Genomic DNA, 24240 nt, shown 5'->3' on the forward strand with positions numbered 1-24240 from the left:
CAGTCAGACCTTCAAATTGTCCGCCACAGGAATCACGACGTGGACGATGTTGCCGTCCTCATCGAGCTGCCGCATCAGCCACTCATCGGTGTCCCCAACCAGTGCGCACTCGTCACCGACTCGCGGAACGCCCACAGCAGACGGGGTCTTCCAGGCGCTTCCAACCATCGGTGCGAGCCGCCCGCATCGCGGCCGCCCCGCGCACGCCTTCGCCGCCAGGATCACGCCAGGAAGTGGACGACAGCCGTGCCGCGAGCGAGGGCGGGGCGCAACCACTCCTCGAGGCGTACGACCTGGGGCGTACGGCGCGGCGCGGAGGCCGGCGAAGATCAGCCTTGAGGTGGTCGGCAGGACCCTTCAAGATCCCTAACGTGATGGTTGTCCGATGACGGCGACCGAGCGCGAACGTGGGGATCACATGATCGAGGCACGCGGCCTGGAGAAGCGTTACGGCGACCGGCTCGCCGTCCACGATCTCAGTTTCACGGTACGGCCGGGGAGGGTGACCGGTTTCCTCGGCCCCAACGGTGCCGGCAAGTCCACCACGATGCGGATGATCCTCGGCCTGGACCGGCCAACCCGCGGCGAGGTGCGTGTCAACGGTCGCCGCTACCGCGACGCGGTGGCCCCGATGCACGAGGTCGGGGTGCTGCTCGAGGCCCGGGCGGTGCACACCGGCCGGACCGCCGCCAAGCATCTGCTCGCCCTCGCCCAGACCCACGGCATCTCCCGGCGCCGGGTCGACGAGGTGATCGACATGGTCGGGCTGACCGACGTCGCCCGCAAGCGGGCCGGAGGGTTCTCCCTCGGGATGGGGCAGCGGCTCGGCATCGCCTCCGCCCTGCTCGGCGACCCGGCGACGCTGATCCTCGACGAGCCCGTGAACGGGCTGGACCCGGAAGGCATCCGCTGGATCCGCAGCCTGCTGCGCGACCTCGCCGCGGAAGGTCGGACGGTGTTCCTCTCCTCGCACCTGATGAGTGAGATGGCGCTGACCGCGACGCACCTGGTGGTCGTCGGACGCGGCCGGCTCATTGCCGAGACGACCGTCGACGAGGTCATCGCCGGGGCCTCGCCGGCCGCCGTTCATGTCCGCACCCCGCAGAGCGCGGCGTTGCGCGACGTGCTGGCCGGCACCGGTGTCACCGTCACGGCGACCGCCGCCGACACGCTCGAGGTGACCGGCCGCACCAGCGTGGAGATCGGGGAGGCGGCCCGCGCAGCCGGGCTGGTCCTGCACGAGCTCACCCCGATGCAGGTCTCGCTGGAAGACGCGTTCATGGATCTCACCCGGGACGCCGTCGAGTACGCCACCATCGGAGCGGAGGTCCAGGCATGACCGCGCAGGTGAACCAGACGATCGGCGCCACCGCACCCGCGGCCGGGCAGGTCACCCAGCTCCGGGTGCTGCGCTCCGAGTGGACGAAGCTGACGTCGCTGCGCTCCACGGTGTGGACTCTGGCCGCGGCGCTGGCGTTCACGGTGCTGCTCGGCGCGGTCCTGTCCCGGGTCACGGCCAACGACTGGCCTCACTACAGCGCGGCGAGCATGCGCACGTTCGACGCCACCGCGACCAGCCTCAGTGGGATGTACCTGGCCCAGCTGGCCATCGGGGTGCTCGGCGTCCTGGTGATCTCCGGTGAGTACGCCACCGGGATGATCCGCGCCACGCTCGGGGTGGTGCCCCGCCGACTGCCGGTGCTGTGGGCGAAGGTGGCGGTCTTCGCGGTCGCGTGCTTCGGGCTGATGGTGGTGGCCAACCTGGTCGCGTTCACGATGGGCCAGGCGATGCTGTCCTCGCGGCACCTCGACGTGGCGCTGTCCGATCCGGGGGTGCTGCGGGCGGTGCTGGGGACCGCGTTGTTCGTGACCGGAATCGGTGTCCTCGGGCTCGCGCTCGGCACCCTGCTGCGCAACACCCCGGCGGCGATCGCCGTCCTGTTCGGGGTGCTGCTGGTGCTCCCGCAGATCGTGGGCGCGCTGCCGCAGCGGCTGGCCCGGATCGGGGACTACCTGCCCTCGACGTCGGGGGACGCCCTGATGCAGGTGGTGCGCACGCCGGACCTGCCTTCGCCGGCGCACGGGTTGATCGTGCTGCTCGCCTACCTGGTCGTCACGCTCGCCGCCGCGGCGGTGCTGCTGGTCCGGCGGGACGCCTGAACAGCCCCTCCGGACCGGCCGGTGCCAACCCCGGACCGGCCGAACCGGGGCTGGTGCTCGGCCGGCTGCGCCACGGTCGGGTCGGCCGCTTCCTGCGGGCCCACCCGAAGCTGGTCGACGGCGGCCTGGCCGCGACCCTCGGCCTGTTGTCGTGGGCTGCGCTGCTGAACACCCTGGCGGTTACCGCCGGCGCCCGTCAGCTTGCCGTGATCGCCCTGACCGTGCTGGGGCTGCTCCCGCTGATCTGGCGGCGCCAGCTCCCGGCGGCGGTCTTCGCCGCCTGCGTCGGGGCCGGCGTGCTGCAGATCGTGGTGGGCCCGACGGTGGAGAGCAATCTCGGGGTGCCGGTCGCCTTCTACACCGTGGCGGCGCTGTGCACGCGGCGGGTCCGGCTGGCAGCGGTGGTCGTCATGGCCGCCTCGATCGTCCTGGCCAGTGTGGCCTGGCACCACGAGGACCAGGCCTCGATCCTCGCCGATCTGGTCGTCCTCGGTTTGATCACCGTCACCGCGGGGGTGCTGGGCCGCAACGCGGGAACGCGGCGGGCCTACCTCGCGACTCTGACCGATCGGGCCGACCGGCTGGAGCGGGAACGCGACCAGCAGGCCCAGCTCGCCGCCGCCGCCGAGCGGGCCCGCATCGCCCGGGAGATGCACGACGTCGTGGCCCACAACCTGTCCGTGATGATTGCCCTGGCCGATGGCGCGCAGTTCGCGCTGACCAGCTCGGCGCCGCAGGCCGAGCAGGCGATCGCGCAGGTGTCGCGGACCGGCCGGGAGGCCCTGGCGGAGATGCGCCGCCTGCTGGGAGTGCTCCGGGAGGACGGCGCCGCGGATCTGACCGCGCCCCAGCCCCGGCTGACCGACCTCGACGCGCTGATCGACCAGGTCCGTCGGGCCGGCCTACCGGTGAGCCTCACCATCAGCGGGAAGTCGCTCGACCTGCCGGCCGGAGTCCAGCTCACCGTCTTCCGGCTGGTCCAGGAGGCGCTCACCAACACCCTCAAGCACGCCGGGCCGGAGGCCACGGCCACCGTGGAGCTGCGCTACGACCGGCGCGGGATCGCCGTCGACGTCCGCGACACCGGCCGGGGCGGTGCGGGCGCCACGGCGAGCCTCGGCGGCCAGGGTCTCGCCGGCATGCGGGAACGCAGCGCCGTGTACGGCGGCACGGTGCAGGCCGGGCCCGGGCCGGACGGTGGGTGGCGGGTCAGCGCCCGGATCAACGCCGATGGGAAAGTGCCGGGGTGACCTCCGCCGTCCCCTCCTCCCCCTCCTCCTCTCCTGTCACGTCGGTCCTGCTCGTGGACGACCAGCCGCTGCTGCGGCTGGGTTTCCGGATGGTGCTCGACTCCCAGGCCGATCTCACCGTCGTCGGGGAGGCCGGGGACGGAGCCGAGGCCGTCGCCCTCACCGCGGCGATGCGACCGGATGTCGTGTTGATGGACGTGCGGATGCCGGGGATGAACGGCATCGAGGCGACGAACCGGATTGTCGCTTCCGGCAGCGCGTCGCGGGTGCTGATCCTGACGACCTTCGATCTCGACGAGTACGCCTTCGCCGGGTTACGGGCCGGGGCCAGTGGGTTCCTGCTCAAGGACGTTCCGCCGACCGACCTGCTCTCGGCGATCCGGGCGGTCGCGACTGGCGACGCGGTCGTCGCGCCCAGCATCACCCGGCGGCTGCTCGACGCCTTCGCCCACCGGCTGCCCGATCCGGCGGCGGCAGCCGAAACGGACACGACCGGTACCCCCGGGGCTGTCGGGGCTGCCGGGACCGGGGGTGCCGGTCTGACACCGTCGCTCCCGGCCGGAGCGCCACCGCGCCGGACCGGTGACCGACGCCTGGACCGGCTCACCGAGCGGGAGCGGGACGTGTTGGACGAGGTCGCCGCCGGGCGTTCCAACGCCGAGATCGCGGCCCGACTGGTGCTGTCGGAGGCCACGGTGAAGACCCACGTCGGGCGGATCCTGGCCAAGCTCGAACTGCGAGACCGGGTGCAGGCGGTCGTCTTCGCCTACGAGACCGGCGTGGTCCGCCCGTCGGACAGCCCGCCCCGACTGGAGTGAGAGCGGTGGCCCGGTGGCCCTCTGTGGGGACGGCGGCCACGAGTCCCCGCTTTTCCAGGGCCGGTAGTTTGCGCGCTGCGCATCTGCGAGCAAGGCGCTACGGAGGGTATCCGATCTTCCCGCGTCCCTCCGCATCCGCGGATCGCAGACCGCGAAAATCTCCGCACTTGCGATGATCTGTAAAATTCCACTAGACTGGCCTGGACGCCGGTTCCGGATGGCGCCGGTGAACGGGTGTGCTCGTCACCCCGGAATTCGCGCGCTGTCCGCGTCATGTTGCTGTCGACTGCTGTGGCGTACGGTCGCGCTGCGGATCTCGGCCTGGTCGCGGTGGAGTCCGCGCCCGCTGTTGCACGTCGGAAAAGTCTTCGGAAAGGAGGCTCTGACCGCGCGGTATCCACGGGAACGCGGCGGTAGCTGGGGCAGAAAGAACCACAGTCGGCGCTCGGTGTGGTGGCGAGCCTTTTCGGCTCGGTCGATTTCCGGTCGGTCGATTTTCGGCAGGCTGCACCGGACCCGGATCGATTCGTGGCCGTCAGACGCCCGCACGGTCGAGCGGGGCTGAAACGCGGCCGAAGATATCGCTGAAAATTCCTCGGTGAAGCACCGGGAGCGGCCGACGAAACATCGTGTTCATGATTTCGTTACCCTGTTTTATCGGGGTCGATCTTACTTGACGTTTATCTTTTCCCGCTGCTAACTTCCGCCCATGATTATTCATAGCGTGCCGAGCGGCGTGAATCGCTCGGTTTGGGGGGACTGTCAGTGAGTTCTTTGGGGGGATGGTCGGTAAGTTCGACGCGCCGCCCGGCGCGGGTCGCCGTCGCGGTCGGTGTCGCGAGCGTGTTCGCGCTGGCGGCCTGCTCGAGTTCGGGTGGCTCGAGCGCCGACGCCGGCAGTAAGAGCAGTGCGACGCCTACGACGTCTGCCACGCCCGCCACGCATGTCGTGACGGACCTGTCGGGCGCGAAGGTGACGGTGCCGACGACGATCAACCGCATCGCCGAGCAGTTCCCGGCGCATACCGTGGCCGACATCATGCTCGGCGTCGGCGACAAGCTGGTCGCGATCCAGCAGAACGTGAGCACGATTCCGTTCCTGCAGGCCGTGCAGCCGTCGATCACGAAGGTGCCGCAGCTGTTCCACAGCAGCAACGTGAACATGGAGCAGCTGCTCGCCCAGAAGCCGGACGTGGTCTCCGCGCTCTCCGGTGGTGACACGGCGAAACCCTTCCAGGCCGCCGGGATCCCGGCGGTGGTCATGGTCTTTCCGAAGTACGCGCAGCTGACGCAGTCGATCACCGTCGCCGGGGAGACCTACGGCGGCGCCGCGGTGGCCAAGGCGAAGGCCTACAACGCCTACTTCGACAAGGTTGACAGCACCCTGACGTCGAAGCTGGCGACGTCGACGACCAAGCCGACCGTGGTGTACATCGAGGCGTACGCCGGCAACAACATCGTGGTCCAGGGCGGGTCGTCGCTGCCGGACCAGTGGATCACGAAGGCCGGCGGGACGGACGTCGCGAAGGGGATCAGCGGCAGTCGCGTGAACGTGACCATGGAGCAGCTGCTGCAGTGGAACCCGGACAACGTGATCATCCAGGCGCCGGGTGGTGACCAGGGCCTGGCCGCCGACACCGGCGCCTCGGTGCTGGCGGGCCTGTCGAAGATCAGTGGCTGGAGCGATCTGAAGGCGGTCAAGTCGGACAAGGTGTTCATCGACCCGCGCGGGCTGTACGCGTGGGGCCAGTACACCGTCGAGCAGGCGCTGCAGCTGCAGTGGGTCGCGAAGGTCCTCAACCCGTCGCTGTTCACCGACGTCGACATCCGGTCGGTCACCCGCGACTTCTACAAGAACCACTTCGACTACACGCCGTCCGACACGCAGCTCAACGACATCCTGCAGACCACCTCGGCGGACGGCATCGCCACCGCGAAGAACGCCATCTCCTGACCGGGGTCCCGACCCCTCGCATCCGAACAGCGGCCCGAGGGGCGTCGGTGAGGTAAGAGGGTGAGGTAAGAGAAGGCAGGGTCGGACCGGGGCCACCGCACGGCTGATCGTCGAGCCGGGCGGCCCCGGTGAAGGCGGCCGGCACCCGCGGGCGTCGGCCGCCGCCGACCTCGTGTGGTTGCACTCCGGGACGAGGTGGCAAGCACCCGAGCCGACGGTTCCTGAAAGGTCAGGATCCGAGGGGACGGACCGCGTCCGGTGTTTTACGATTGGAGCAGCACAAAGGTTCATCGGCTCACCCGTTCGGTCATTGTGGACGGACGTCACGAAGGCAGGCGATGTCGGCCTCACAGACGACCTCCGTCAAGGGACCCGCGTCGGTTCGTTTCCACGGCGGCGAGGCGTTGCGCAGTGCGGCCGGGCGAGCTCGTCGACGGTTATGGGAGCTGGAGGCACTCCTCAATCCGGACGTCGTGCCCTCCGAGGTCCTGAACTTCGGCCTACGGCGCGCGGGGGCGGGGCTGGTCGTCGCCGCCGCCTGCCAGACCGCGTTCTGCCTGGTCACGGCCGGCTTCGCCTACTCATCCGAGTTCATCTACATTGCCTTCCCGCTGTTGATCGTTGGTATCGCGGTCGGCTCGATCGGCATGCTGAGCAGCTTGCGCCCGGCAATATGGGTGGCGGCGATGTGCGGGATTTTCGCGGTCTTCAGCGTGCTTGCGAGCGTGTCGGTCGCGGGCGAGGACACGGGCGCGACAAACGTCGCCGAGCCGCTGGTCGGCCTGGGTGTGTTCAACGCAGGCCTGTCACGGAGTCGGGTGGCGTACGCCTCGGCCGTCCTGCTGATCGCGGCACACCGCTCGGCTCTCGTCGCCGCCGGAACCGGCGCTCCTACGGAACACGCCGTCCTGACCGCGCTCGAGGTGGGTTCGTTCGTCGCGTCGATTGCGGGAACGGCAGGCGTGCGGCGTCTGGCGCCCCGGCTCGACGATGCGGCGGAGCGGGATACCCGAGAGGTGGAGCTGCACGCCCGTCACGGCGGCGCCGAGCACCTGCGCGCGGTGGAGGGCGCCCTGCTCGTCCACGATGGGCCGCTGGACGCGCTGACCCTGATCGGCAACGGCATCATCGCGGATTCGCCCGAGTTCCGCGAGTTGTGCCGAAGCGGGGCCGCGCAGCTCACCGGCCTGCTCGAATCAGCGGCTTCGGCGATTCCCGCGGCTTTGGCGATTCCGCCGGGTTCGCTGGGTTCGGCGGGTCTGCTGGGTTCGGCGGATCTGTCGGATTCGTCGGGTTCGGCGGGTGCCGCGCAGGGTGGGCTGGCCGAGGGCCTCGACGAGCTGGGGCAGATCTTCCGGGGCAGGGGGTTGACCGTCGAGGTCAGCCGGGACGGCGACGCGCACTATCCGGTGGACGTGGCGGTCACGACGGCCTTTGTGCTGGCGATCAGGGAGGCGCTCACCAACGTCATCCGGCACGCGGGGGTCGATCGTGCCGCCGTCCACGCCGTTGCCAACGGGCAGACGACGACCGTGGCGATCATTGACCGCGGTCGGGGCTTCAGCCGCCTGGCCGGCGTGCCGGGTGACCGGGTCGGGCTGCGAGGTTCGATCATCCGGCGGCTCGAGGCGGTGGGCGGCGCGGCCGAGATCGACAGCGCCGCCGGGCGCGGGACGACCGTCACGCTGCGATGGCCGGGGTGAGCATCGGTACCTCTCGCTGGGGACGCGAGCGTGCGCGGCGGCGATTCCACGCGCTCGAGGTCATGTGGCCCGCGATCCCGATCGGGCTGGTGATCATGGGAGTGGTGAACGCCGCTCAGCTGGCGGCCCACTGGTCTGCCTACGACGACGTCCGAGTCGTGCTGGGCATCTACGTCGGTCTCGCCGCCGTCACCGCCCTGGTTTGGTTCCGCAGCCGTGACGGCCTCGGACCGGTTGTCTCGGCTGTCGCGATCGCCGCGGGACCGCTGGCGTGCCTGGCGATCGCCACCCAGCTCACGTCGACGGAGCTGGTCGGCCTGGCCAACTGGGTCGCCGGGTTCAGCGTGGTGCCGATCATCACCCTGCACTTCTCCCGGCCACCGGAGGAGACGGTGCTCGGCATCGCCGCGTTGATCGGGGCGCAGGCGTTCGTGCTGCGCGACATCAGCGGATCCGTTCGCGACATGCACGCGGTCGTACTCTCCGGCGGCGCGGCGGCCGCGATCGCGGCCGGGACCGCCTTGCTCGTATCCGCGCTGCGCCGTGCCGTCGAGGCGGGCCACGAGCTGCGCGCACGCGAGCTGGAGAACCGCTGGCACCAAGCCACGCGGGCGCACGCGGCCGATCGGCGCGATGCTCGCATCAGCGACGCGGAGCGGCAGGCCGCCGGCCTGCTGTCCGACGTCGCCGCCGGCCGCGTCCGCGCGGACGACTCGACGATGATCGAGCGGGCCGCGCGGCTCGCACGCACGCTGCGGGTCGAGGTCGCCGAGGCGAGTGCCCGATCGCTGTTGGCGGATCTGCTCGTGACAGACCCGCTGTCGAGATCGGCCACCGTCGACGTGTGGGATCCCGACAACCTCACCGACCGGATGCGCGTCGACGATCGGACCAGGCTTGTCGCCGCAGTCCGGGACGTTCTTGCGACGTCGGCGACCTGGGTGACGGTGAGCGTGCAGGCCGTCTCGCCCGGCCGCGCCGAGGTGTCGATCGGGAACGTGGGCGCGCCGCCACCGACCACCGAGGCGTGGCGTGCCCTGGTCAGGAGCGTCGGCGCCCGGTCGACCCACCACGAACCCGACCGATGGTTCTACGACTACACACTGTCGATCCGAGCATTGTCGATCCGAGCTTCGAGCATTGTCGATCCAAGCATTGTCGATCCGAAACGGGACGCCGAAACGGCGCGAAATCCGGGAGGATAAATGATTACGGCCGCGATCGTGGAAAACGAGATTCACCATCGGCAAGGGCTGCGGTCGTGGATTGAGCTACACAGCTCCGAGGTCGTCATCGTCGCCGAGGTCGAACACGCCCGGGAGTTGATCTCGCTGCCGAAGCCGTCCGATGTCGTACTCCTGGACGCGGTGCTCAACGACGGCACGCGCCTGGCCGCCAACATCCGCGGCCTCGTGAAGCTTGGAAGCCAGATCGTCGTCATCTCGGCCCAGCCCTCCGAGGAGATGCACCGGGTCGCCCTGCGCGCGGGCGCCCTGTCGGTCCTGCACAAGCACGACGGCTACGACGAGGTGATCCCCGCCGTGGTCGACGCGGCGGCTGGGCGGCCCCACATCACCATGTTCGGCGCGCGGGCCCTGCAGGGCGCCAAGGTCCCGCTCGGCGACCGGGAGGCGCAGGTACTCCGGCGCTACGCGGCCGGCATGCGCACCGCCGAGATAGCCAAACGGATGAAGATCGCCGAGGAGACGGTCAAGAGCCATCTCAGCCACATCCGGGACAAGTACCTCGAGGCCGGCCGCTCTGCCGACCTGCGGCGCATTGCCGAGGAGGATGGCTACTCCCCGAAGTGGTAGCGTGACCGCGCTTCGCCCCTGCGCTCCGTTCCTCCGTTCCTCCGTTCCTCCGTTCCTCCGTTCCTCCGTTCCTCCGTTCCTCCGTTCCTTAGCGCATTCTCTCGCCGGACGCACTACCCCTCCGGAGTAGTGGCCGCTACCTCGCCGGTCGATTTTCACTGTCGTCTTCTTCGCGCATTCTGATGTCGGTCCCCGCGAGATCAGCCAGAAAACGGCCTGACTCGGCGACCACCTGTGTGAAGGGAGAACACGATGGCCTTCGGAGCGTCAATCGTCATCAACCGGGCACTGAAGCCCGCCCGTAACGCCCTGGGCGAGGCGGTCGGCGAGGCGATCGCCGACATGAGCGGCGCGACGGGACGCGAGCGGGAGCGAATCGTCAACAACACCCGCCGGGTCGTCAACATCACTACCGGCCTCGCCGTCTCGGCGGTCATCGGGGACGCCCTGGGAGTCACCGACGTGATCGAGGGCGCCGCCTCCTGAGCAGTGCGCCGGGCTGATTCCAGGGAGGAGGTGAAAGAAGTGGTGTTCGACTTTTTCGACGACCTGTTCGATCTGATCTCCGACATCTTCGACGGTGACTCCGATGTTGACTCGGGCGGCGGTGATGCCAGCTCCGGCAGCTCGGGTGGCTCCGGTGGTTCGGGTGGTTCGGGTGGTTCGGAGATCAAGTTCGGCGGGATCGGCTGCGACTGCTCGTACAACCCGAACACCTGCGGAGCCGGCTGGGCTTGCCGCTGGCAGTCCGGATAGTCGAGTCCGACGCGGGCACGCGGGCACGCGGGAATCATTGCGGTGCGTTTTACGCGATCCTCAGGCTCAGACCGCGCAAAACGCACCGCAGTCGGCGCCGCACGGGTTCGGACTCCCTCGGCAAGGGGCGTCAGGGGAAGGAGACCACCGGCATCGGGACGTACCCGGACGACATGGCGATCACATCTTCGCGGGGGGCGCGATGAGCGGGTATTTTTCGACGGCGGTGCGGCGGGGCCTCGTAGCCGCAGCCGTGACTGCGGTCAGCGGCTACGGGGTCCTGCAAACCATGTGGAATCTAGGTACCTGGAACGGCGGCATGGCCGGGCATCCGGACTCGCGGGCCGGCACGGTCGGGGACGCGGTCCTGCTGCCGACCCTTGCCGCGGTCCTCGTCGCCGGGAACTCGGCCATGGCCGCGCACGCGAGGTCACACGAGCGGGAAGGAGGGGAGATCTCGCCGCTGCGGTTGTCGCTGCCGATCGCGGTGGTCGCCGGGTCGATCGGCCTCGCCGTCCAGTACGCCTGGTGGGTGGACCCACATGCGACGCCCCAGTGGGGACGTCCCACGCCTCGGCATTTCAGCGTCGCGGGCTGGTGGCACGCCGCCTTCTTCGTGGCGGCGTGCGCCGCCTTCGCGGGCCAGTACGCGAGCCTCCTCGTCCGGCTGCGGATCGCGATCCGAGCCGGCGACGAACCGTTCGTGACCCGTGCGAGCCGGCGGGCCTGCTCGGCCGGGATCTGGGCGTTCACCAGCTTCGTCGCATTGGTGCTCCAGGACTCCGCCCCAACGGTCGGCCGCGGCTCGGCCATCGCGACGATCGCGACGGCCGCCGCCACGCTCGCCGCCACCGGCGCGGCAGGTACGGCACTCGTCTGGGCGGCCGGTCCGGCCCGTTCGCAGCACCTTCCCCGGCCCCTCACGGTGGGGCTGGTCGGTGCCGTGGGGCTCGCCGCCGCGTGTCATCGCTGGCCCCCGTGACGGCGGCTGGTAGCGACTGCGGCGGTGACGGGACTGCGGCGGCGACGGGCTGATCAGGCGAGCAGTGCTCGGATGTCCTCGGCATCCAGCGTGGTGTCGACGAACTCGCCGTTGTCCAGGACGCCGGAGAACAGCTCGGCCTTGCGCGCCTTGAGCGCCATCACCTTTTCCTCGATGGTGTCCTTGGCCACCAGCCGGTACACCATGACGTTGCGGGACTGCCCGATGCGGTGGGTACGGTCCACCGCCTGCGCCTCGGTGGCGGGGTTCCACCACGGGTCGAGCAGGAAGCAGTAGTCCGCCTCGGTCAGGTTCAGGCCCGAGCCGCCGGCCTTCAGACTGATGAGAAAGACCGGTGCCTTTCCTTCCCTGAACCGCCGCACGACCGCGGCCCGGTTGCAGGTCGCGCCGTCGAGATAGCAGTGTTCGATGCCGTCGGCGTCGAGTGCCTCCCGCACCCGGCCGAGGAACCGGGTGAACTGGCTGAAGACGAGCGCCCGGTGCCCGCCGCCGGCGGCGTCCCGCAGCTGCTCGAGCAGGATGTCTATCTTGGCGCTGGGAAGCTCGTCGTGGGCGTCGTCGACGAGCCCGGCGTGCAGGCTGAGCTGCCGCAGCGCCGTCAACGACCGCAGGATGGTGAAGCGGTTGCGGTTCATGTCGTCGATCAGGCCGAGCACCTTCTGCCGTTCGCGCTGCAGGTGGGTCTGGTAGATCCTGCGGTGGCGGGCGTGCAGCTCGACCTCCAGGACCTGCTCCTGCTTGGCGGGGAGCTCGGGGGCGACCTGGTCCTTGGTCCGCCGGACCAGCAGCGGCCGGATCCGGCGCCGAAGCTGCGCGAGACGCTCGGCGTCACCCTGTCGCTCGATCGGGCGGGCGTAGTAGCCGTCGAACCGTGCGCGGTTCGGGAACAGCCCCGGCGCGGTGATCGACAGCAGCGACCACAGCTCCATCACGTTGTTCTCCAGCGGTGTTCCGGTGACCGCCAGCTTGAACGGCGCGGGCAGCAGCCGCGCGCACTGGTACGCCTTCGACTGGTGGTTCTTGACGGTCTGTGCCTCATCGAGAACCAGGCCGGCCCAGGAGGCCGCGCAGTACGCCTCGGTGTCGAGCCGGAACAGGGTGTAGGACGTCACGACCACGTCGGCGGCGCCGATGATCTCGGTGAGGGTCTGGCCGCGGCGCCGCAGTGTGTCGGTGACGACGGCGACCCGCAGCGACGGCGCGAACCGGGCGGCCTCCGTGCCCCAGTTCGACACGACGCTCGTCGGTGCGACGATGAGGAACGGCGGCAGCGCCGGGTCGGCCTCCCGGGCGTGGCAGATGAGCGCCAGCGACTCCAGCGTCTTGCCCAGGCCCATGTCGTCCGCGAGGATCCCGCCGAGCTGGCACTCCCACAGGAAGCTCAGCCACCGGAACCCGTCCGCCTGATAGGGCCGCAGGCTGGCCTGGAGTGTCCGCGGCGGCTCCTTCGCGCCGGCGGAGTCGATGGCCAGCAGGCCGGCCACCTGCCGGCGCCACGTCTGCGCCTGGCGGACGACCACGCCGATGCTGGTGAGCTCCTCCCACAGCCCGGCCTGGAAGCGGCTGATGCGCAGCGCCCCGCCGGGGGCGTCCTGCAGCGCCTTCGCCTCCTCGATCAGCTCGCGCAGCGTCCGCAGGTCCGGCCGGTCCAGGCTGAAGTAGGTGCCGTCGTCGAGCAGCAGGTGCGACTCCTGCCTGCTCAGGGCCACCAGGAGCGCCGCGAACGGGACCTCGCGCCCGTCCAGGGTGACGGCGACACCGAGATCGAACCAGTCCGACTCGCCCGGCACCTCGTCGGTCGAGACCTCGATCCGCAGCAGGTCTCCGACCTCGCGGTAGTCCGCGGGACGTCCACTGATCTCGACGGCGATCCCGTCCTGGGCCGCGAGGAGCGGGAGCAGCTCCGTCGCGAACCGCATCGTCTCGACACCGCCGAGCCGGACGGGCGCCGCCTGGATGCCGGTCGGCAGATGCAGATTGGCCAGAATTTCGGCTTCGCCGTTTCTGTCTCGATACCCGGGGTCGCTACCGTGGCCATTGCTGTCGCTACTGCCGTGATCGTGCAATGGCGCACGCAGCCGCGTGCCCCCGACCGCGTAGTCCCACTCCCAGGTGATCTCGACGGTGTGGGCCGGCCCGAAGTCGGCCCGCGCGACAAGCGTCGGTGGCTCGATCACCGGGGGCTCGAAGGACTCGTCGCTGGAGACGATCCGGGCCACGCGCCGCAGCCCCGGGTAGAACTCGCTGACGAAGCGCGGCCGGTCGGCGGCCGGAATCCGCAGACTCCTGTTCGCCACCGCCATCTGGATCAGTTCCAGTGGCGCGGGAGCGCTCAACCGAGCCAGCCGGATGTGCCAGTCCTCGTGATGATCCGTGGCCTGGATCTCTGCCCGATCGATACCGACGACACCGTGATCGCCGATGAACGCGAACGGCGCCACGGCCTCATCCGGGTCGGTCATGCGCAGCAGGGGACTCACGGTGAGCGCCGTTGACGTCCCACTGCGAGTAACATCAAGGCACAGCTCTGCCGAACCATATCTCTCGATGTCGCCAAGCCGTTTGCGTCCATGCACCAACCGCACACCGGCTGCGGTGGCCTCGTCAAGCAGCGGCCACAACCGGGGGCTCGCGAACGCGCCGAGATCGAGGTACTTGTCGTCGCCGTAGGAATAGGCGGCCGTGTCCTCTTTTCCGGAAAGGTAGACGGCGTACATTTCTCGCAGAATCCGCACGTGCGTCGCGAAGTAGCCGTCGCGCTGGTAGTGCCCGTAGGGTGAACTCAGCTTCGACCAGGAGAGTGCGTTGACCCAGGTGGTCTTCCCGGGTTTCACCAGCCGCGCGCACGCTCAACGACGGCCCGCCGGGCCCGCGTTTCGACCGGCCCGCCGATATCTCGGCAGAAAGCGTCAGCTCGATGGCGAGCGGCGTCGCACCCCGCGGCTCGTCCTCGACCGACTGGTCGCCGAGCAGCGCCGACAGGGACGAGGCCCAGCCTTTCGGCGCGACGGCACTCCGGCGAGCCGGGCCGTCACCGGCGGCCCGGCTCGCCGCCGCCAGCACAAGCGCGACGGCGTGCTTGCAGTCGACGCCCACCGGGCAGGTGCACTGGGCGTCATCGAACCACCACGACTCCTCGGCGCCCGGACCGGTGAAATACACGGTAGTCACATAACGCTCTCCGTGGCTTCCCGCCACCGTGCCGTAAAGCGCGTTTCCGGCCGGCCTCCACGACATGTCGGCCACGGCGCCCTGCCTGGCGTACTGCGCCCCTCGCTGAAAGGTGGTGTCACCCACGGCAGCGCGCAGCTGACTCCGATCGACTCTCTGCAGCTCCGCGGGCAGCATGGGCAAAACGCTAACAGGGACTCACCAGGGCTATCACCCCGCGCTGTCAGAGACCACGCTGGTCCACACCCGACAGTGGACCGCCACCGGGTGCGGCGTCACTGCGCGACGGTGACCGCCTTGCGGTGGAGGTCGTGGCGGTCGAGGACGTCCAGAAGCGCTGTCGCCAGGTCAGGGTAGGTGATGCTGCGCGCCTTCGGCAGCGGCGCCTCGGCGGCGAGGCGGTAGGCGCCGGTCGCGGGCCGGGCGAGCAGTCGCGGGGGACGCACCGAGATCCAGTCGGCGTCGCTGGCCCGCAGGATCTCCTCCATGCGCCGCATGTCGGCGTAGGCCTGGCCGAAGAAACGGTCGAGCACGGGCATCATCACCCTCCGTTGCACGAAGGGCAGCTCGCCGCGTGGCCCCGCCGGCGTCGCGGAGATCACGGCGATGGTGCCGATCCCGCCGACTCGCATGGCCGTCAGCATGTTGCGGGTGCCGATGGAGTAGACCGTCGTCGGCTTCCGGCCGGCTTCGGCGCCCAGCCCCGAGACGACGGCCTCGGCGCCGGCGAACGCCGAGGCCAGCTGGTCCCCGCCGGCGAGCACGTCCGCCCGGGCGACCTCCAGGTTGTCGTGGCGGGTCGTCACCGCCTCGGGTCGGCGGGCCACCGCTGTCACCCGGTGGCCGCGGGCCAGTGCCTGCTCGACGACCAGAGCTCCGGTCCGCCCCGTGGCACCCACGACCGCGATCTTCATCTCGACCAACCCCGTTCCTCGCCTCACGCCAACAACGCCTTCCAAGTGATTGTCACCTTAGATGACAATCACTGTTGATACTAGACTTGGGGCTCGTGAGCGAGATCCCGGCGACGCCCTACGCCGCGTCCCTGCCGTTCCTGCTGTCCCAGGTCGGCGCCCGCGCCGCGCAGCTGTTCGCCGATCGACTGGCCCCGCTGGGCGTCTCGCCACGGGCATTCGGCGTCCTCAGCAACCTGACCGGGACGTCGACCCGCACCCAGCAGCAGCTCGCCGATGCGCTCGGCATGCACCGCAACAACATGGTCGGGCTGATCGACGAGATGGAGGCGGCCGGCTGGGTGCGCCGGCATCGCAGCGCGCAGGACCGGCGGGCCTTCGAGATCCGGCTCACCCCGGCCGGCGCGGAGCTGGTGGACCGGGTTGCCGCGCTGATCCCGCCGATGGAGGCGGAGATCGCCCGCGACCTGGTCCCGGACGACCGCCACGCGCTCGTCGACCTGCTGATCCGAGTGGCCGAGACGCTGCACCTGGACCCGGGGATCCACCCGCACCTGCGGGCGCGCACCCGCTCCACCGGCGCGGCACCCGAACAGTGAAGGGGCGCGTCGCTCAGGTACCCGAGTAGACATGGGCCGTGGGCGCGCATCGAGACGGCGCCCTCGCCTGGGCGGGCCCGCGTCGCCGGTCGGCGGCGGGGCCCCTACCGGCGACGACCGATCGAGGAGGACTGCATGGGCGTGTTAGACGGCAAGGTCGCCATCGTCACCGGCGCGGGCCGGGGTATCGGCCGGGCGATCGCGGAGGAGTACGCGCTGGAGGGAGCTCGCGTCGTCGTCGCCTCCCGGACCGCCAGCACCGTCAGCGAGGTGGTCGACGGCATCCACTCCCGAGGCGGTGACGCGCTGGGGGTCACCTGCGATGTCGGCGTGGCGCAGAACATCCGCGAGATGGTCGACCGCACCGTGGCCGAGTACGGCGGTGTGGACATCCTCGTCAACAACGCGCAGAGCTTCGGCACCCGCGACAGGCCGCGCGCCTCCAGCGAACCGACGAACCTGGAGAACGTCGACGAGGCCGAGTGGGACTGGAACTTCGAGACGGGCGTCAAGGCGACGCTCAGGTCCATGCAGGCGGTCTTCCCGCACATGAAGGCCGCGGGTGGCGGGCGGATCCTGAACTTCGGGTCCCGGCGCGGCATCATGTGCAATGCGGAGTCGGCCTCCTACAACTCCAACAAGGAGGCGATCCGCGCGCTGAGCCGGACGGCGTCCAACGGCTGGGGGCAGCACGGGATCACGGTGAACGTCCTCAACCCGGTCATCCTCACCGACGCCGCCGAGGGCGTCTTCGCCGATCATCCCGGCGCACGAGAGGCGGCCGAGGCGCAGATCCCGCTGCGGCGCTGGGGCGTTCCCAGGGACTGCGCGCGGGTGGCGGTCTTCCTCGCCGGGCCCGACGGGAGCTATCTCACCGGAATGACGTTCATGGTCGAGGGCGGCCTGACGACGCTTCCCTAGCGTCCTGAGCCGGTGGCGTCCGGGACTTCCCAGACGATCCGTCCGGCCGGTGTGCGTGCCGTCCCGGCGAGGAAAGCGCCACGATTCCGACCGCCGACCGGTCGTCACGTGACGACCGGTCAGGCTGGTGGGACGGGGTCCGGGGAGGTGGAATCGGCGGAGACGGCCCAGAAGCGCAGCAAAAGTGCGACCACCCCGAGCGCGACCAGGGACACCACCTGCGCGCCGAGGTCGCCGCCGTCCTCGAGAATGGTACTGACCAGACTGTAACTCGCCCAGGCCATGACGCCCAATACGGCGAAGAAAACGATCCGGATGGCCTTCGCGAGCCTTTTCTGGAAACGGTAAAGCAGCAGGAGCCTGCCGCGCTGGACGGCCGGAAGCTCGTCCGCGGCGTCTACCCGTGCGGATGCCTCGTTCAGCCAGCTCTGCGCGACCGCAGCCGCCTCCTGTAAGGATTCGGGGGTGGCTGGCAGGAGCTGCCGTGCGGTCCACCAATCCGTTACGAAGGCCACCTGGCGGGTAGCGTCTTCGAGGGCCATTCGGCGGCGGTCCGCCCGTGATTTGCGCTGACGCCAGTCCTGGACGACCACGGTGAGCACGCCGGCGAAGGCGGTCGCGAGGGGAACCAGGAGCGCGACGGCGACGGCCACAAAATCTTGCCCATTCATCGACGGCCCCCGTTTTCTGTCGATCCCCGGGTCAGTATCGCATTCCGAATTCGAACAGCCGACCCGTACCGCAATGGCAGCAGTGGGCGGCCCAAGCCCGCCCACGGCCAGGCGAGCCACCGTCCGTCATCTGATCGGCTGCGATCTCGCGTTCGGATGTCAGGAGCTGCCCACGTTGAGGGACGGTATCGGAGCGCGTGACAGTACCGTGAGGCACGGCGATCGCTACTGTGGCTCCGCGTCCCCGCGGCGCTGTAGATCGTTGACCGAGGCGAATGCCCGCACGAAGTTGGTGGTGGATGTTTTCGACAATCGCTAGGCCGACCGCCCGGACCACGCGGTACGCGGCTGCTGTGATCGTAGTGCTACTTTCAGTCACACTGCTCGGTGCGTGCGGCGGCTCATCGGGCGGCTCCGGGAAGAACGGCGTCCGTGCGTCGAGCTCGGCGGGCTCCGACACCGACTCCGAGTACGCCGGTGCCTGCCCGACCTCGGGGAACACCAAGGTTTTCGCGAAGACGCGGTTCGCGCTGCATTCCGGCCTCGCCCTCGGCGCCTTCCACCGCTACGTCTACAAGCCGACGAAGAACGGCGCCTTCGCCAAGGGCGCGCCGAAGCGGACACGGAGCTTCGCCAAGGCCGCGGTGGCCGGGGCGTTCACGGTCCACGAGCTCAAGGTGGCCAAGCGGTTCGCGCTGGCCAACCCGACGCTGTGCAACTCGGTGCAGTCGATCAGCGACAAGTTCAGCAGCCTGACCGGCAAGCTGAAGAGCGGCACCGCGACGCAGGCGGACATCGACGCCGACGAGAACGCCTTCGCCGCCTTCCAGCGGGACGCGTCCAGTGACGGCTTCGGCTTCAAGGAGAAGAACGCCACCGTTCCCGGCGCGGCCTGATCCCTCCCCGGATCATCCGCCGGGCTCGCCGTCCGGACCTGGACGGCGACCGGCACCCACGGCCGGGTCGGCCGCGAGGTCACCCTCGCGACCGGCCCGGCCGTCGCCGTCTCGGCCCCGGCATGCGGGGCGGGTGATCAGCCCGCCCGGCCGCCGCCGAGACCGCCCGCCCGGCCACCGGTCAGCCCGCCTGCCCGGCCACCGCCCAGGCCGCCTGCGCCGAGGCCGCCACCGCCGAATGCACCCCCGAGGCCGCCGCGACTGTTCGTGGTGCTGCCGGAGCTGGGTAGCGGGGACGACAGGTCGGCGAGCACCACCCGGTCGCCGACCTTCAGACCCGACGTGATCTGCGTCAGGGTGCTTCCGGCCGCTCCGACGGCGACAACCGTGGTCGTCGCCTTGCCGCCGCGTACCACCGCCACGGTGTGTATCTGGCCCAGCGAACGCAGCGCAGAGCTTGGCACGGCGACAGCGTCGGCCGCCTGAGCGATCACGATGGAGACATCGGCGTCCGAACCGGAGAAGATCTGCTGGCCCGCCCGGCTGAGGGAGATCGTCACCGGATAGTTCACCGAGCTCGACGACCCCGATCCGCTGCCGCTCGAGCCACTCGACAGCGACGACGTCGGCAGCAACCCGATGCCGACGACCTTGCCGGCCAGGGCCGTGGTCGAGCCGTCGACGACCGCCGACGCGGCCTGACCGACCTGCACCCTCGCCAGGTCGGTGTCGGTCACGGACGTCTCGACCTCATAGGAGGTCCCGGTGCCGATCACGGTGATGCCGGAGCCCGTCGACGGCGCGGAGGCGGCCTGCACCGACTCGCCGACGGTCAGACCGACCGCCCCGACCGTGCCAGCCAGCGGGCTGACCAGAGTGGCCTGGACCAGCTCGTCCTTGGCCTGGGTCAACGCCGCCTGCGCCGCGTCCACCATGGCCTGGTCGGCGGCGATCTGCGCGGGGGAGGCCGGCGTGCTCCGGGCGCCGCCGCGCGTCGAGGACGCCGCCCCGCCGGACCGTGCCGAGCCGGACGCGCCGTCAGTGCCACCGGACCCGCCGGACCGACCCGACCGAGAGCCACCCGTGCCACCGGAGCCGGCCGAGCCGCTCGTGTCACCTGTGCCGTTCGCGCCACCCGAGCGGGCCGTGTCACCCGTGCCGTTCGTGCCACCCGTGGTTGCCGTTCCCGCGGCCTGCCGGCCGGGGGTTGTGCCCGCCGCGGTCGGTCCGTCTGCGGGCGGGGTCGTCCCGGAATCGCCAGAGGTCGGCGAGAGGGCGATGAGGGCTTCGAGCGCGTTACCGAGGGTCGTCTCGTCCTGGGTCACCACCCCCTGGCCGGTCGACACGAGCTGCTGGTCGGTGAGCACGGTGGTCAGCAGCGTCGAGCAGGCGGCCACGCTCGACGTCCCGGGCCGCGTGTCCGACCACTGGGCGGCCTCGATCACCCGCAGCCCCAACGTGGACGAGGCCGGCGCGGCACCCGCCGTGGCGGACGCGCCCGCGTTAGGAGTCTGGCCCACGCTCGGTGCGGAAGATGCCGGTGCCGATGTTGCCGGTGCCGAGGGTGCCGGCGCCGATGTTGCCGGCGTGGGAGAGCTCGGCGTCGGCGGGGCGGCTTGGGCCGCCGGGGCGTTGGGGGCCGGCGGCGCGGTGTGAGCCGCGCGCGATCGGCCCGCGTCTCCCGGCGGGGATCCGGCCGGGCCGGGGGGCGATCCGTCGGTTGCCGATGGTGTGGCCGTGCCGGCCGCCGGCGCGCCGTTGACGTACGCCGCGCAGGTAGTGCGCTCCTGACCGAGGTCTGTCGTGGCGACGGCGAGGTCGGTGTCGGCGGCGTGCTGCGCGGCGATCAGGGCCTTCTGCGCCTTGGTGACGGCGGCGCGCGCGGCGGTGACGCCTCCGCCGTTCCCGGACGGCGTCGAGCCGGATGCCGTCGAGCTGGATGGCGTCGAGCTGGGCGATGTCCGGCTGGCGGGCCGGGCGCCGCCGGTGGCGAGTGAGATCGGTTCGATTGTCGCCGGGCCGTCCGAGTAGGAGACCGTGGAGCCCGACGCCGTGCCGGATCCGAGGCCGCTTTCGCTGGCCTTGTCGGAGCTCAGTTTCGCTTGGGCGGTGGCGAGGGTGGCCGCGGCCGAGTCGACGGCAGCCGACAGTGCGGCGGGGTCGAGGGTCGCCAGCGTCTGCCCGGCGTCAACATGCTCACCTGGGGTGACGGCGACACTCGCGACCGTTCCCGAGACGGGGAAGGTCACGCTCGCCTGGCTCGAGGGCGAGACGACGCCGGTCGAGTCGAGTGTCTGCGCGACGGCGGCCCGCACGGCCGTGGCGGTGCGGTACTCCGGACCGGAAGACCCGGTCGCCGCGAGCGTCGCCGAGCCGGCGCCGACGACGACCACGGCGACGACGCCGATCACGATCCAGGTGCGGGCGCCACGCCGACCGGTCCGGGCCAGCACCCGGTTGAATCGTTCACCCATTGGCCATGCCGCCACCCGAGTCCTGACGGCCGGAGCCCTGGCCGCCGAAGCCCCGGCCGCCGAACCCGCCGGTGCATCCCTGCTTGCCGGCCGGGCGGACGCTGATGGACGTGGCGGACACGGCGCCGGTGTCATCGGCCTTTCCGGTGGCGGTCAGGCATTCACCGACGGCCAGGGCTGCCGAGGTGGCGCTGCTCGTCTTCTCGACGGTGGTCGACGAGCCGAGGGTCACCGTCGAGGTGACGGTTGTGCCGGGCGACGCGGTGGCGGCGGGCGCCGCCGAGGCCGACGCGCCGGCGCCGGGCCGCTGCGGGCCCTGGACGGTGATGGTCGTGCCCGCCATTTTCGTCACCGACCCGGTGACCACCGCGAACCGACCGCCGTTCGGGCGGCCCTGCCCGTTGAGCCGGCCCTGCCCGTTCGGTCGAACGGTCGAACGGTCGGGCGGGCGGGCGGTCGGCGCGCCGGACGGCCGGACGCCGCCCGGGAACCCGCCGGCCCCACCGAAGCCGCGGCCGAAGCCCGCCGTGCAGCTGCCGGACACCGGCTGGCTGACGGTCACGGTCTGGGCGGTGAACGTGCTGCCGGGGCTGCCGCCGGTAACGGTCACGCAGTCGCCGACCGCGACGGCGGACGCGTCGGCAGTGGTGGTCCTGACGAATGTGGTGCTCGGCGCCCAGGTGACGGTGACCTGACCGCTGGCGGGATTCTGGACCTCGACGTTCGTCGCGGTGACCGCGGCGATGGTGCCGATGGTCCCCGGCCGGGCTCCCTGGCCCTGGCCGAAGCCGGCGGCCTGACTCGGCGTACTCGCCGCCGCGGCCGCGGCCATGGATCCGCCGGAACTGCCGGAACCGCACGCGCTGACGGTGACAATCATCGCGACCGCGGCGCCGAGGATCGGCCCCGCGGCCAGGGCGCGGCGATGCAGGGGGGACTCGCTCGATCGAGACGGGTCGACCGGATTGGCAGTGGTCATCGGATTCGTCGCTCCTGTCGGACAGCCCGGGTTTTCCCACCCGGGCGGGGACGAGGCATTCGAATGCGGCCGGTGTCAGTCACTGCGCAGGGCCTCGATCGGCGCGAGCCGGGCCGCCCTCGTCGCGGGATACACGCCGAACACCACCCCGATCGCGACCGCGATGACGATGGAGCCGACGGTGGCAGCCGGGGAGATCGAGATCGGATCGGAGATCAGGCTCGGCAGGATGGCGGCCCCGGCGAGGCCGAGGGCGGTGCCGAGCAGGCCGCCGGCGAGACCCAGCACGGACGCCTCGACGAGGAACTGCCGCCGGATCACCCGCGGTGAGGCGCCGAGCGCCTTGCGCAGGCCGATCTCGCGGATCCGTTCGGTCACCGAGACGAGCATGATGTTCATGACGCCGATGCCCCCGACCAGCAGGGAGATCCCGGCGACGCCGGCGAGGAGCACCGTCAGGGTCCGGTCGACCGAGGTCGCGGTGGACAGAATCGACTGCTGGCTGGTGATGGAGAAGTCGGCCGCGGTCGGCGTCGTGATCCGGTGCCGGGCCAGCAGCTCGTAGTCGGCCTCCTGGTAGGCGGCGGACAGGGTGTGGCCGGAGGTCGCCTCCAGGTAGATGTTCTGGACGGAGTCCCGGCTCGCGCCGCCGGTGATCCGGTCGGCGGCGGTGGTGATCGGCACGATGGCCTGGTCGTCCTCGTTGGTGCTGGCGGACGAGCCAGCGGCGGTCAGCGTGCCGATGACCGTCATCGGTACCCCCGAGACGGTCACGGACTGCCCCACCGGGTCGCGTGCGCCGAAGAGCTCCTCGGCGGTGGTCGCGGCCAGCACCGTGACGGCCGCGTGGCTGGCGACGTCCTCGCCGCTGATGAACCTTCCGGTGCCGATCGCGCGGGCGCGCACCGACAGCCAGTCGGGCATGGTGCCGACGACGGAGGTCGTCCACGAGGAGCTGCCGGCGGTCAGCGCCGCGGACCGGGACGTCGTCGGGGCGACCGCCCGGATGTCGGGGGCGACGACGTGCGAGGCCAGGGCGTCGGCGTCGGCACGGGTCAGGGTCGACGCGCTGCCGAAGCCGCCGCGTACCCCGTTCGTCGTCGTGCTGCCCGGCGCGACGATCAGCAGGTGGCTGCCCAGCGCGTTGATCTGGCCCCGCACCTTGTCCTGGGCCCCCTCGCCGAGCCCGACGGTGAGGATGACCGCGGCGACGCCGATGAGGATGCCGAGCATCGTCAGCCCGGACCGCAGGCGGTGCGAACGGACTGCTTCGAGCCCGGTCCGAATGATCTCCGCCCAGCTCACGCGCGCACCGTCCGCAGCGCGCGGGCGGCCGGACCCGAATCCGCCGTGACCACGCCGTCACGAACCTGCAGGATGCGGTCTGCCGCGGCGGCGACCTCGGCCTCGTGGGTGATCAGGATGATCGTCCGGCCGGCGTCGTGCAGGCGGCGGAACAGGCCCAGAACATCCGCGGTGGACGCCGAGTCGAGGTTGCCCGTCGGTTCGTCGGCGAGGATCAACGACGGGTTGGTGACCAGCGCCCGGGCCACCGCTACCCGCTGCTGCTGGCCGCCGGACAGTTCCGCCGGGCGGTGCTCGACCCGGTCGGCGAGCCCCACGTCGGCCAGGGCGTCGATGGCCCGCTGCCGGCGTTGCGCCCGCGGACCCCCGGCGTAGCAGAGGGGAAGCTCCACGTTGCGCCAGGCCGTCATCGAGGAGAGCAGGTTGAACTGCTGGAACACGAACCCGATCCGCCGGTTGCGCACCTCGGCGAGCTGGTCCTCCGACATGCCGCCGACATCCTCGCCGGCCAGCCGGTACAGGCCAGATGTCGGGACGTCGAGGCAGCCGAGAATGTGCATCAGCGTCGACTTACCGGACCCGGACGGGCCCGTGATCGCCACATATTCACCTTCCTGGATGGACAGGCCGACCCCGCGCAGGGCCGCCACCTCGAACAGCCCCGATCGGTAGGTCTTGCGGACGTTTGTCAGCTCGATGACCGCTGCGCCGGTCCCGGGTTCGTTCGGTGCGGGTTCGTTCGGTGCGGGTTCGTTCGATGTGGGTTCGGTGGATGTGGGGTCGGTCGGTGTCATCCCGCGGCCCGTCCGCCGAAGCCGGTGCCGCCGCCGAAGCCGGTGCCCCCGCCGAACCC

21 protein-coding genes and 1 pseudogene are annotated in these 24240 nt (G+C 70.7%); 14 read left to right on the forward strand and 8 right to left on the reverse strand.

What is annotated here, in order from left to right; genetic code table 11:
* The first annotated feature begins 418 nt into the window (after positions 1-418).
* The 11 genes from NBZ83_RS01200 to NBZ83_RS01250 all read left to right on the forward strand — a co-directional run bounded on the left by NBZ83_RS01200 (position 419) and on the right by NBZ83_RS01250 (position 11436).
* Positions 419-1339, forward strand: a complete 921-nt coding sequence (locus tag NBZ83_RS01200; protein WP_261574163.1) for an ABC transporter ATP-binding protein — start codon at positions 419-421, stop codon at positions 1337-1339.
* Positions 1336-2160 carry an ABC transporter permease subunit gene (locus NBZ83_RS01205; RefSeq protein WP_261566393.1) on the forward strand — a complete coding sequence of 275 codons (825 nt, stop codon included), beginning with the start codon at positions 1336-1338 and terminating at the stop codon, positions 2158-2160. Before NBZ83_RS01200 ends, NBZ83_RS01205 begins: the two co-directional genes overlap by 4 nt.
* Positions 2161-2213: 53 nt before the next feature.
* Positions 2214-3410 carry a sensor histidine kinase gene (locus NBZ83_RS01210; protein WP_261566394.1) on the forward strand — a complete coding sequence of 399 codons (1197 nt, stop codon included), beginning with the start codon at positions 2214-2216 and terminating at the stop codon, positions 3408-3410.
* An 89-nt stretch (positions 3411-3499) separates the two neighbouring features.
* On the forward strand, positions 3500-4228 hold the full coding sequence (locus tag NBZ83_RS01215) for a response regulator (RefSeq protein WP_438803157.1): 729 nt from the start codon (positions 3500-3502) through the stop codon (positions 4226-4228).
* Between the two features lie 765 nt (positions 4229-4993).
* A complete protein-coding gene (locus tag NBZ83_RS01220) occupies positions 4994-6181 on the forward strand; it encodes an ABC transporter substrate-binding protein (RefSeq protein WP_261566396.1) in 1188 nt (395 codons plus the stop codon).
* A gap of 338 nt (positions 6182-6519) precedes the next feature.
* The gene (locus NBZ83_RS01225) at positions 6520-7884 is read left to right on the forward strand and encodes a sensor histidine kinase (protein ID WP_261566397.1); all 1365 of its coding nucleotides are present in this window, start codon (positions 6520-6522) and stop codon (positions 7882-7884) included.
* Positions 7881-9089, forward strand: a complete 1209-nt coding sequence (locus tag NBZ83_RS01230) for a hypothetical protein (protein WP_261566398.1) — start codon at positions 7881-7883, stop codon at positions 9087-9089. Before NBZ83_RS01225 ends, NBZ83_RS01230 begins: the two co-directional genes overlap by 4 nt.
* Complete coding sequence (locus NBZ83_RS01235) at positions 9090-9698, forward strand: response regulator transcription factor (RefSeq protein WP_261566399.1); 609 nt, start codon at positions 9090-9092, stop codon at positions 9696-9698. It abuts the gene before it with no gap.
* 252 nt (positions 9699-9950) lie between these two features.
* Positions 9951-10184, forward strand: coding sequence for a hypothetical protein (locus tag NBZ83_RS01240; RefSeq protein WP_261566400.1), 234 nt, complete (start codon positions 9951-9953; stop codon positions 10182-10184).
* A 39-nt stretch (positions 10185-10223) separates the two neighbouring features.
* Entirely contained in the window at positions 10224-10454 is a 231-nt protein-coding gene (locus NBZ83_RS01245; protein WP_261566401.1) for a hypothetical protein, read from the forward strand.
* 202 nt (positions 10455-10656) lie between these two features.
* Entirely contained in the window at positions 10657-11436 is a 780-nt protein-coding gene (locus NBZ83_RS01250) for a hypothetical protein (protein WP_261574155.1), read from the forward strand.
* 53 nt (positions 11437-11489) lie between these two features.
* Here the strand turns inward: NBZ83_RS01250 and NBZ83_RS33190 are convergent, their stop codons facing one another.
* From NBZ83_RS33190 to NBZ83_RS01265, 3 genes and pseudogenes are all read right to left on the reverse strand, one after another.
* Positions 11490-14291 (reverse strand): DEAD/DEAH box helicase, encoded by a 2802-nt coding sequence (locus NBZ83_RS33190; RefSeq protein ID WP_261574156.1) that lies wholly within the window; start codon positions 14289-14291, stop codon positions 11490-11492.
* Between the two features lie 250 nt (positions 14292-14541).
* A pseudogene (locus NBZ83_RS34205) lies at positions 14542-14805 on the reverse strand (SWIM zinc finger family protein); the annotation flags it as partial.
* Between the two features lie 98 nt (positions 14806-14903).
* Positions 14904-15542 carry an NAD(P)-dependent oxidoreductase gene (locus NBZ83_RS01265; protein WP_261566404.1) on the reverse strand — a complete coding sequence of 213 codons (639 nt, stop codon included), beginning with the start codon at positions 15540-15542 and terminating at the stop codon, positions 14904-14906.
* Between the two features lie 95 nt (positions 15543-15637).
* Here NBZ83_RS01265 and NBZ83_RS01270 point away from each other — a divergent pair, with 95 nt between their 5' ends.
* Positions 15638-16141, forward strand: a complete 504-nt coding sequence (locus tag NBZ83_RS01270) for a MarR family winged helix-turn-helix transcriptional regulator (RefSeq protein ID WP_261574157.1) — start codon at positions 15638-15640, stop codon at positions 16139-16141.
* Positions 16142-16276: 135 nt separating this feature from the next.
* A complete protein-coding gene (locus tag NBZ83_RS01275) occupies positions 16277-17062 on the forward strand; it encodes an SDR family NAD(P)-dependent oxidoreductase (RefSeq protein WP_261566405.1) in 786 nt (261 codons plus the stop codon).
* Positions 17063-17181: 119 nt separating this feature from the next.
* Here the strand turns inward: NBZ83_RS01275 and NBZ83_RS01280 are convergent, their stop codons facing one another.
* Positions 17182-17733, reverse strand: a complete 552-nt coding sequence (locus NBZ83_RS01280) for a hypothetical protein (RefSeq protein ID WP_261574158.1) — start codon at positions 17731-17733, stop codon at positions 17182-17184.
* 353 nt (positions 17734-18086) lie between these two features.
* Between NBZ83_RS01280 and NBZ83_RS01285 the strand changes: the two genes are divergently transcribed.
* Complete coding sequence (locus tag NBZ83_RS01285; RefSeq protein WP_261574159.1) at positions 18087-18629, forward strand: hypothetical protein; 543 nt, start codon at positions 18087-18089, stop codon at positions 18627-18629.
* Between the two features lie 137 nt (positions 18630-18766).
* On the opposite strand, the gene NBZ83_RS01290 is transcribed toward NBZ83_RS01285, so the two are convergent.
* The 4 genes from NBZ83_RS01290 to NBZ83_RS01305 form a co-directional block, all read right to left on the reverse strand.
* On the reverse strand, positions 18767-21082 hold the full coding sequence (locus tag NBZ83_RS01290) for an efflux RND transporter periplasmic adaptor subunit (protein ID WP_261574160.1): 2316 nt from the start codon (positions 21080-21082) through the stop codon (positions 18767-18769).
* Positions 21083-21095: 13 nt separating this feature from the next.
* Positions 21096-22082 carry a DUF5666 domain-containing protein gene (locus tag NBZ83_RS01295; protein WP_261566409.1) on the reverse strand — a complete coding sequence of 329 codons (987 nt, stop codon included), beginning with the start codon at positions 22080-22082 and terminating at the stop codon, positions 21096-21098.
* 75 nt (positions 22083-22157) lie between these two features.
* The gene (locus tag NBZ83_RS01300) at positions 22158-23387 is read right to left on the reverse strand and encodes an ABC transporter permease (RefSeq protein WP_261566410.1); all 1230 of its coding nucleotides are present in this window, start codon (positions 23385-23387) and stop codon (positions 22158-22160) included.
* Positions 23384-24240, reverse strand: an 857-nt coding sequence (locus NBZ83_RS01305) for an ABC transporter ATP-binding protein (RefSeq protein WP_498041035.1), incomplete at its 5' end; no start/stop codon positions are given. The genes NBZ83_RS01300 and NBZ83_RS01305, both read right to left, overlap by 4 nt.

The sequence above is a fragment of the Frankia gtarii genome (genome assembly GCF_025403375.1).
In the GTDB taxonomy this organism is placed as follows: Bacteria; Actinomycetota; Actinomycetes; order Frankiales; family Frankiaceae; genus Frankia; species Frankia gtarii.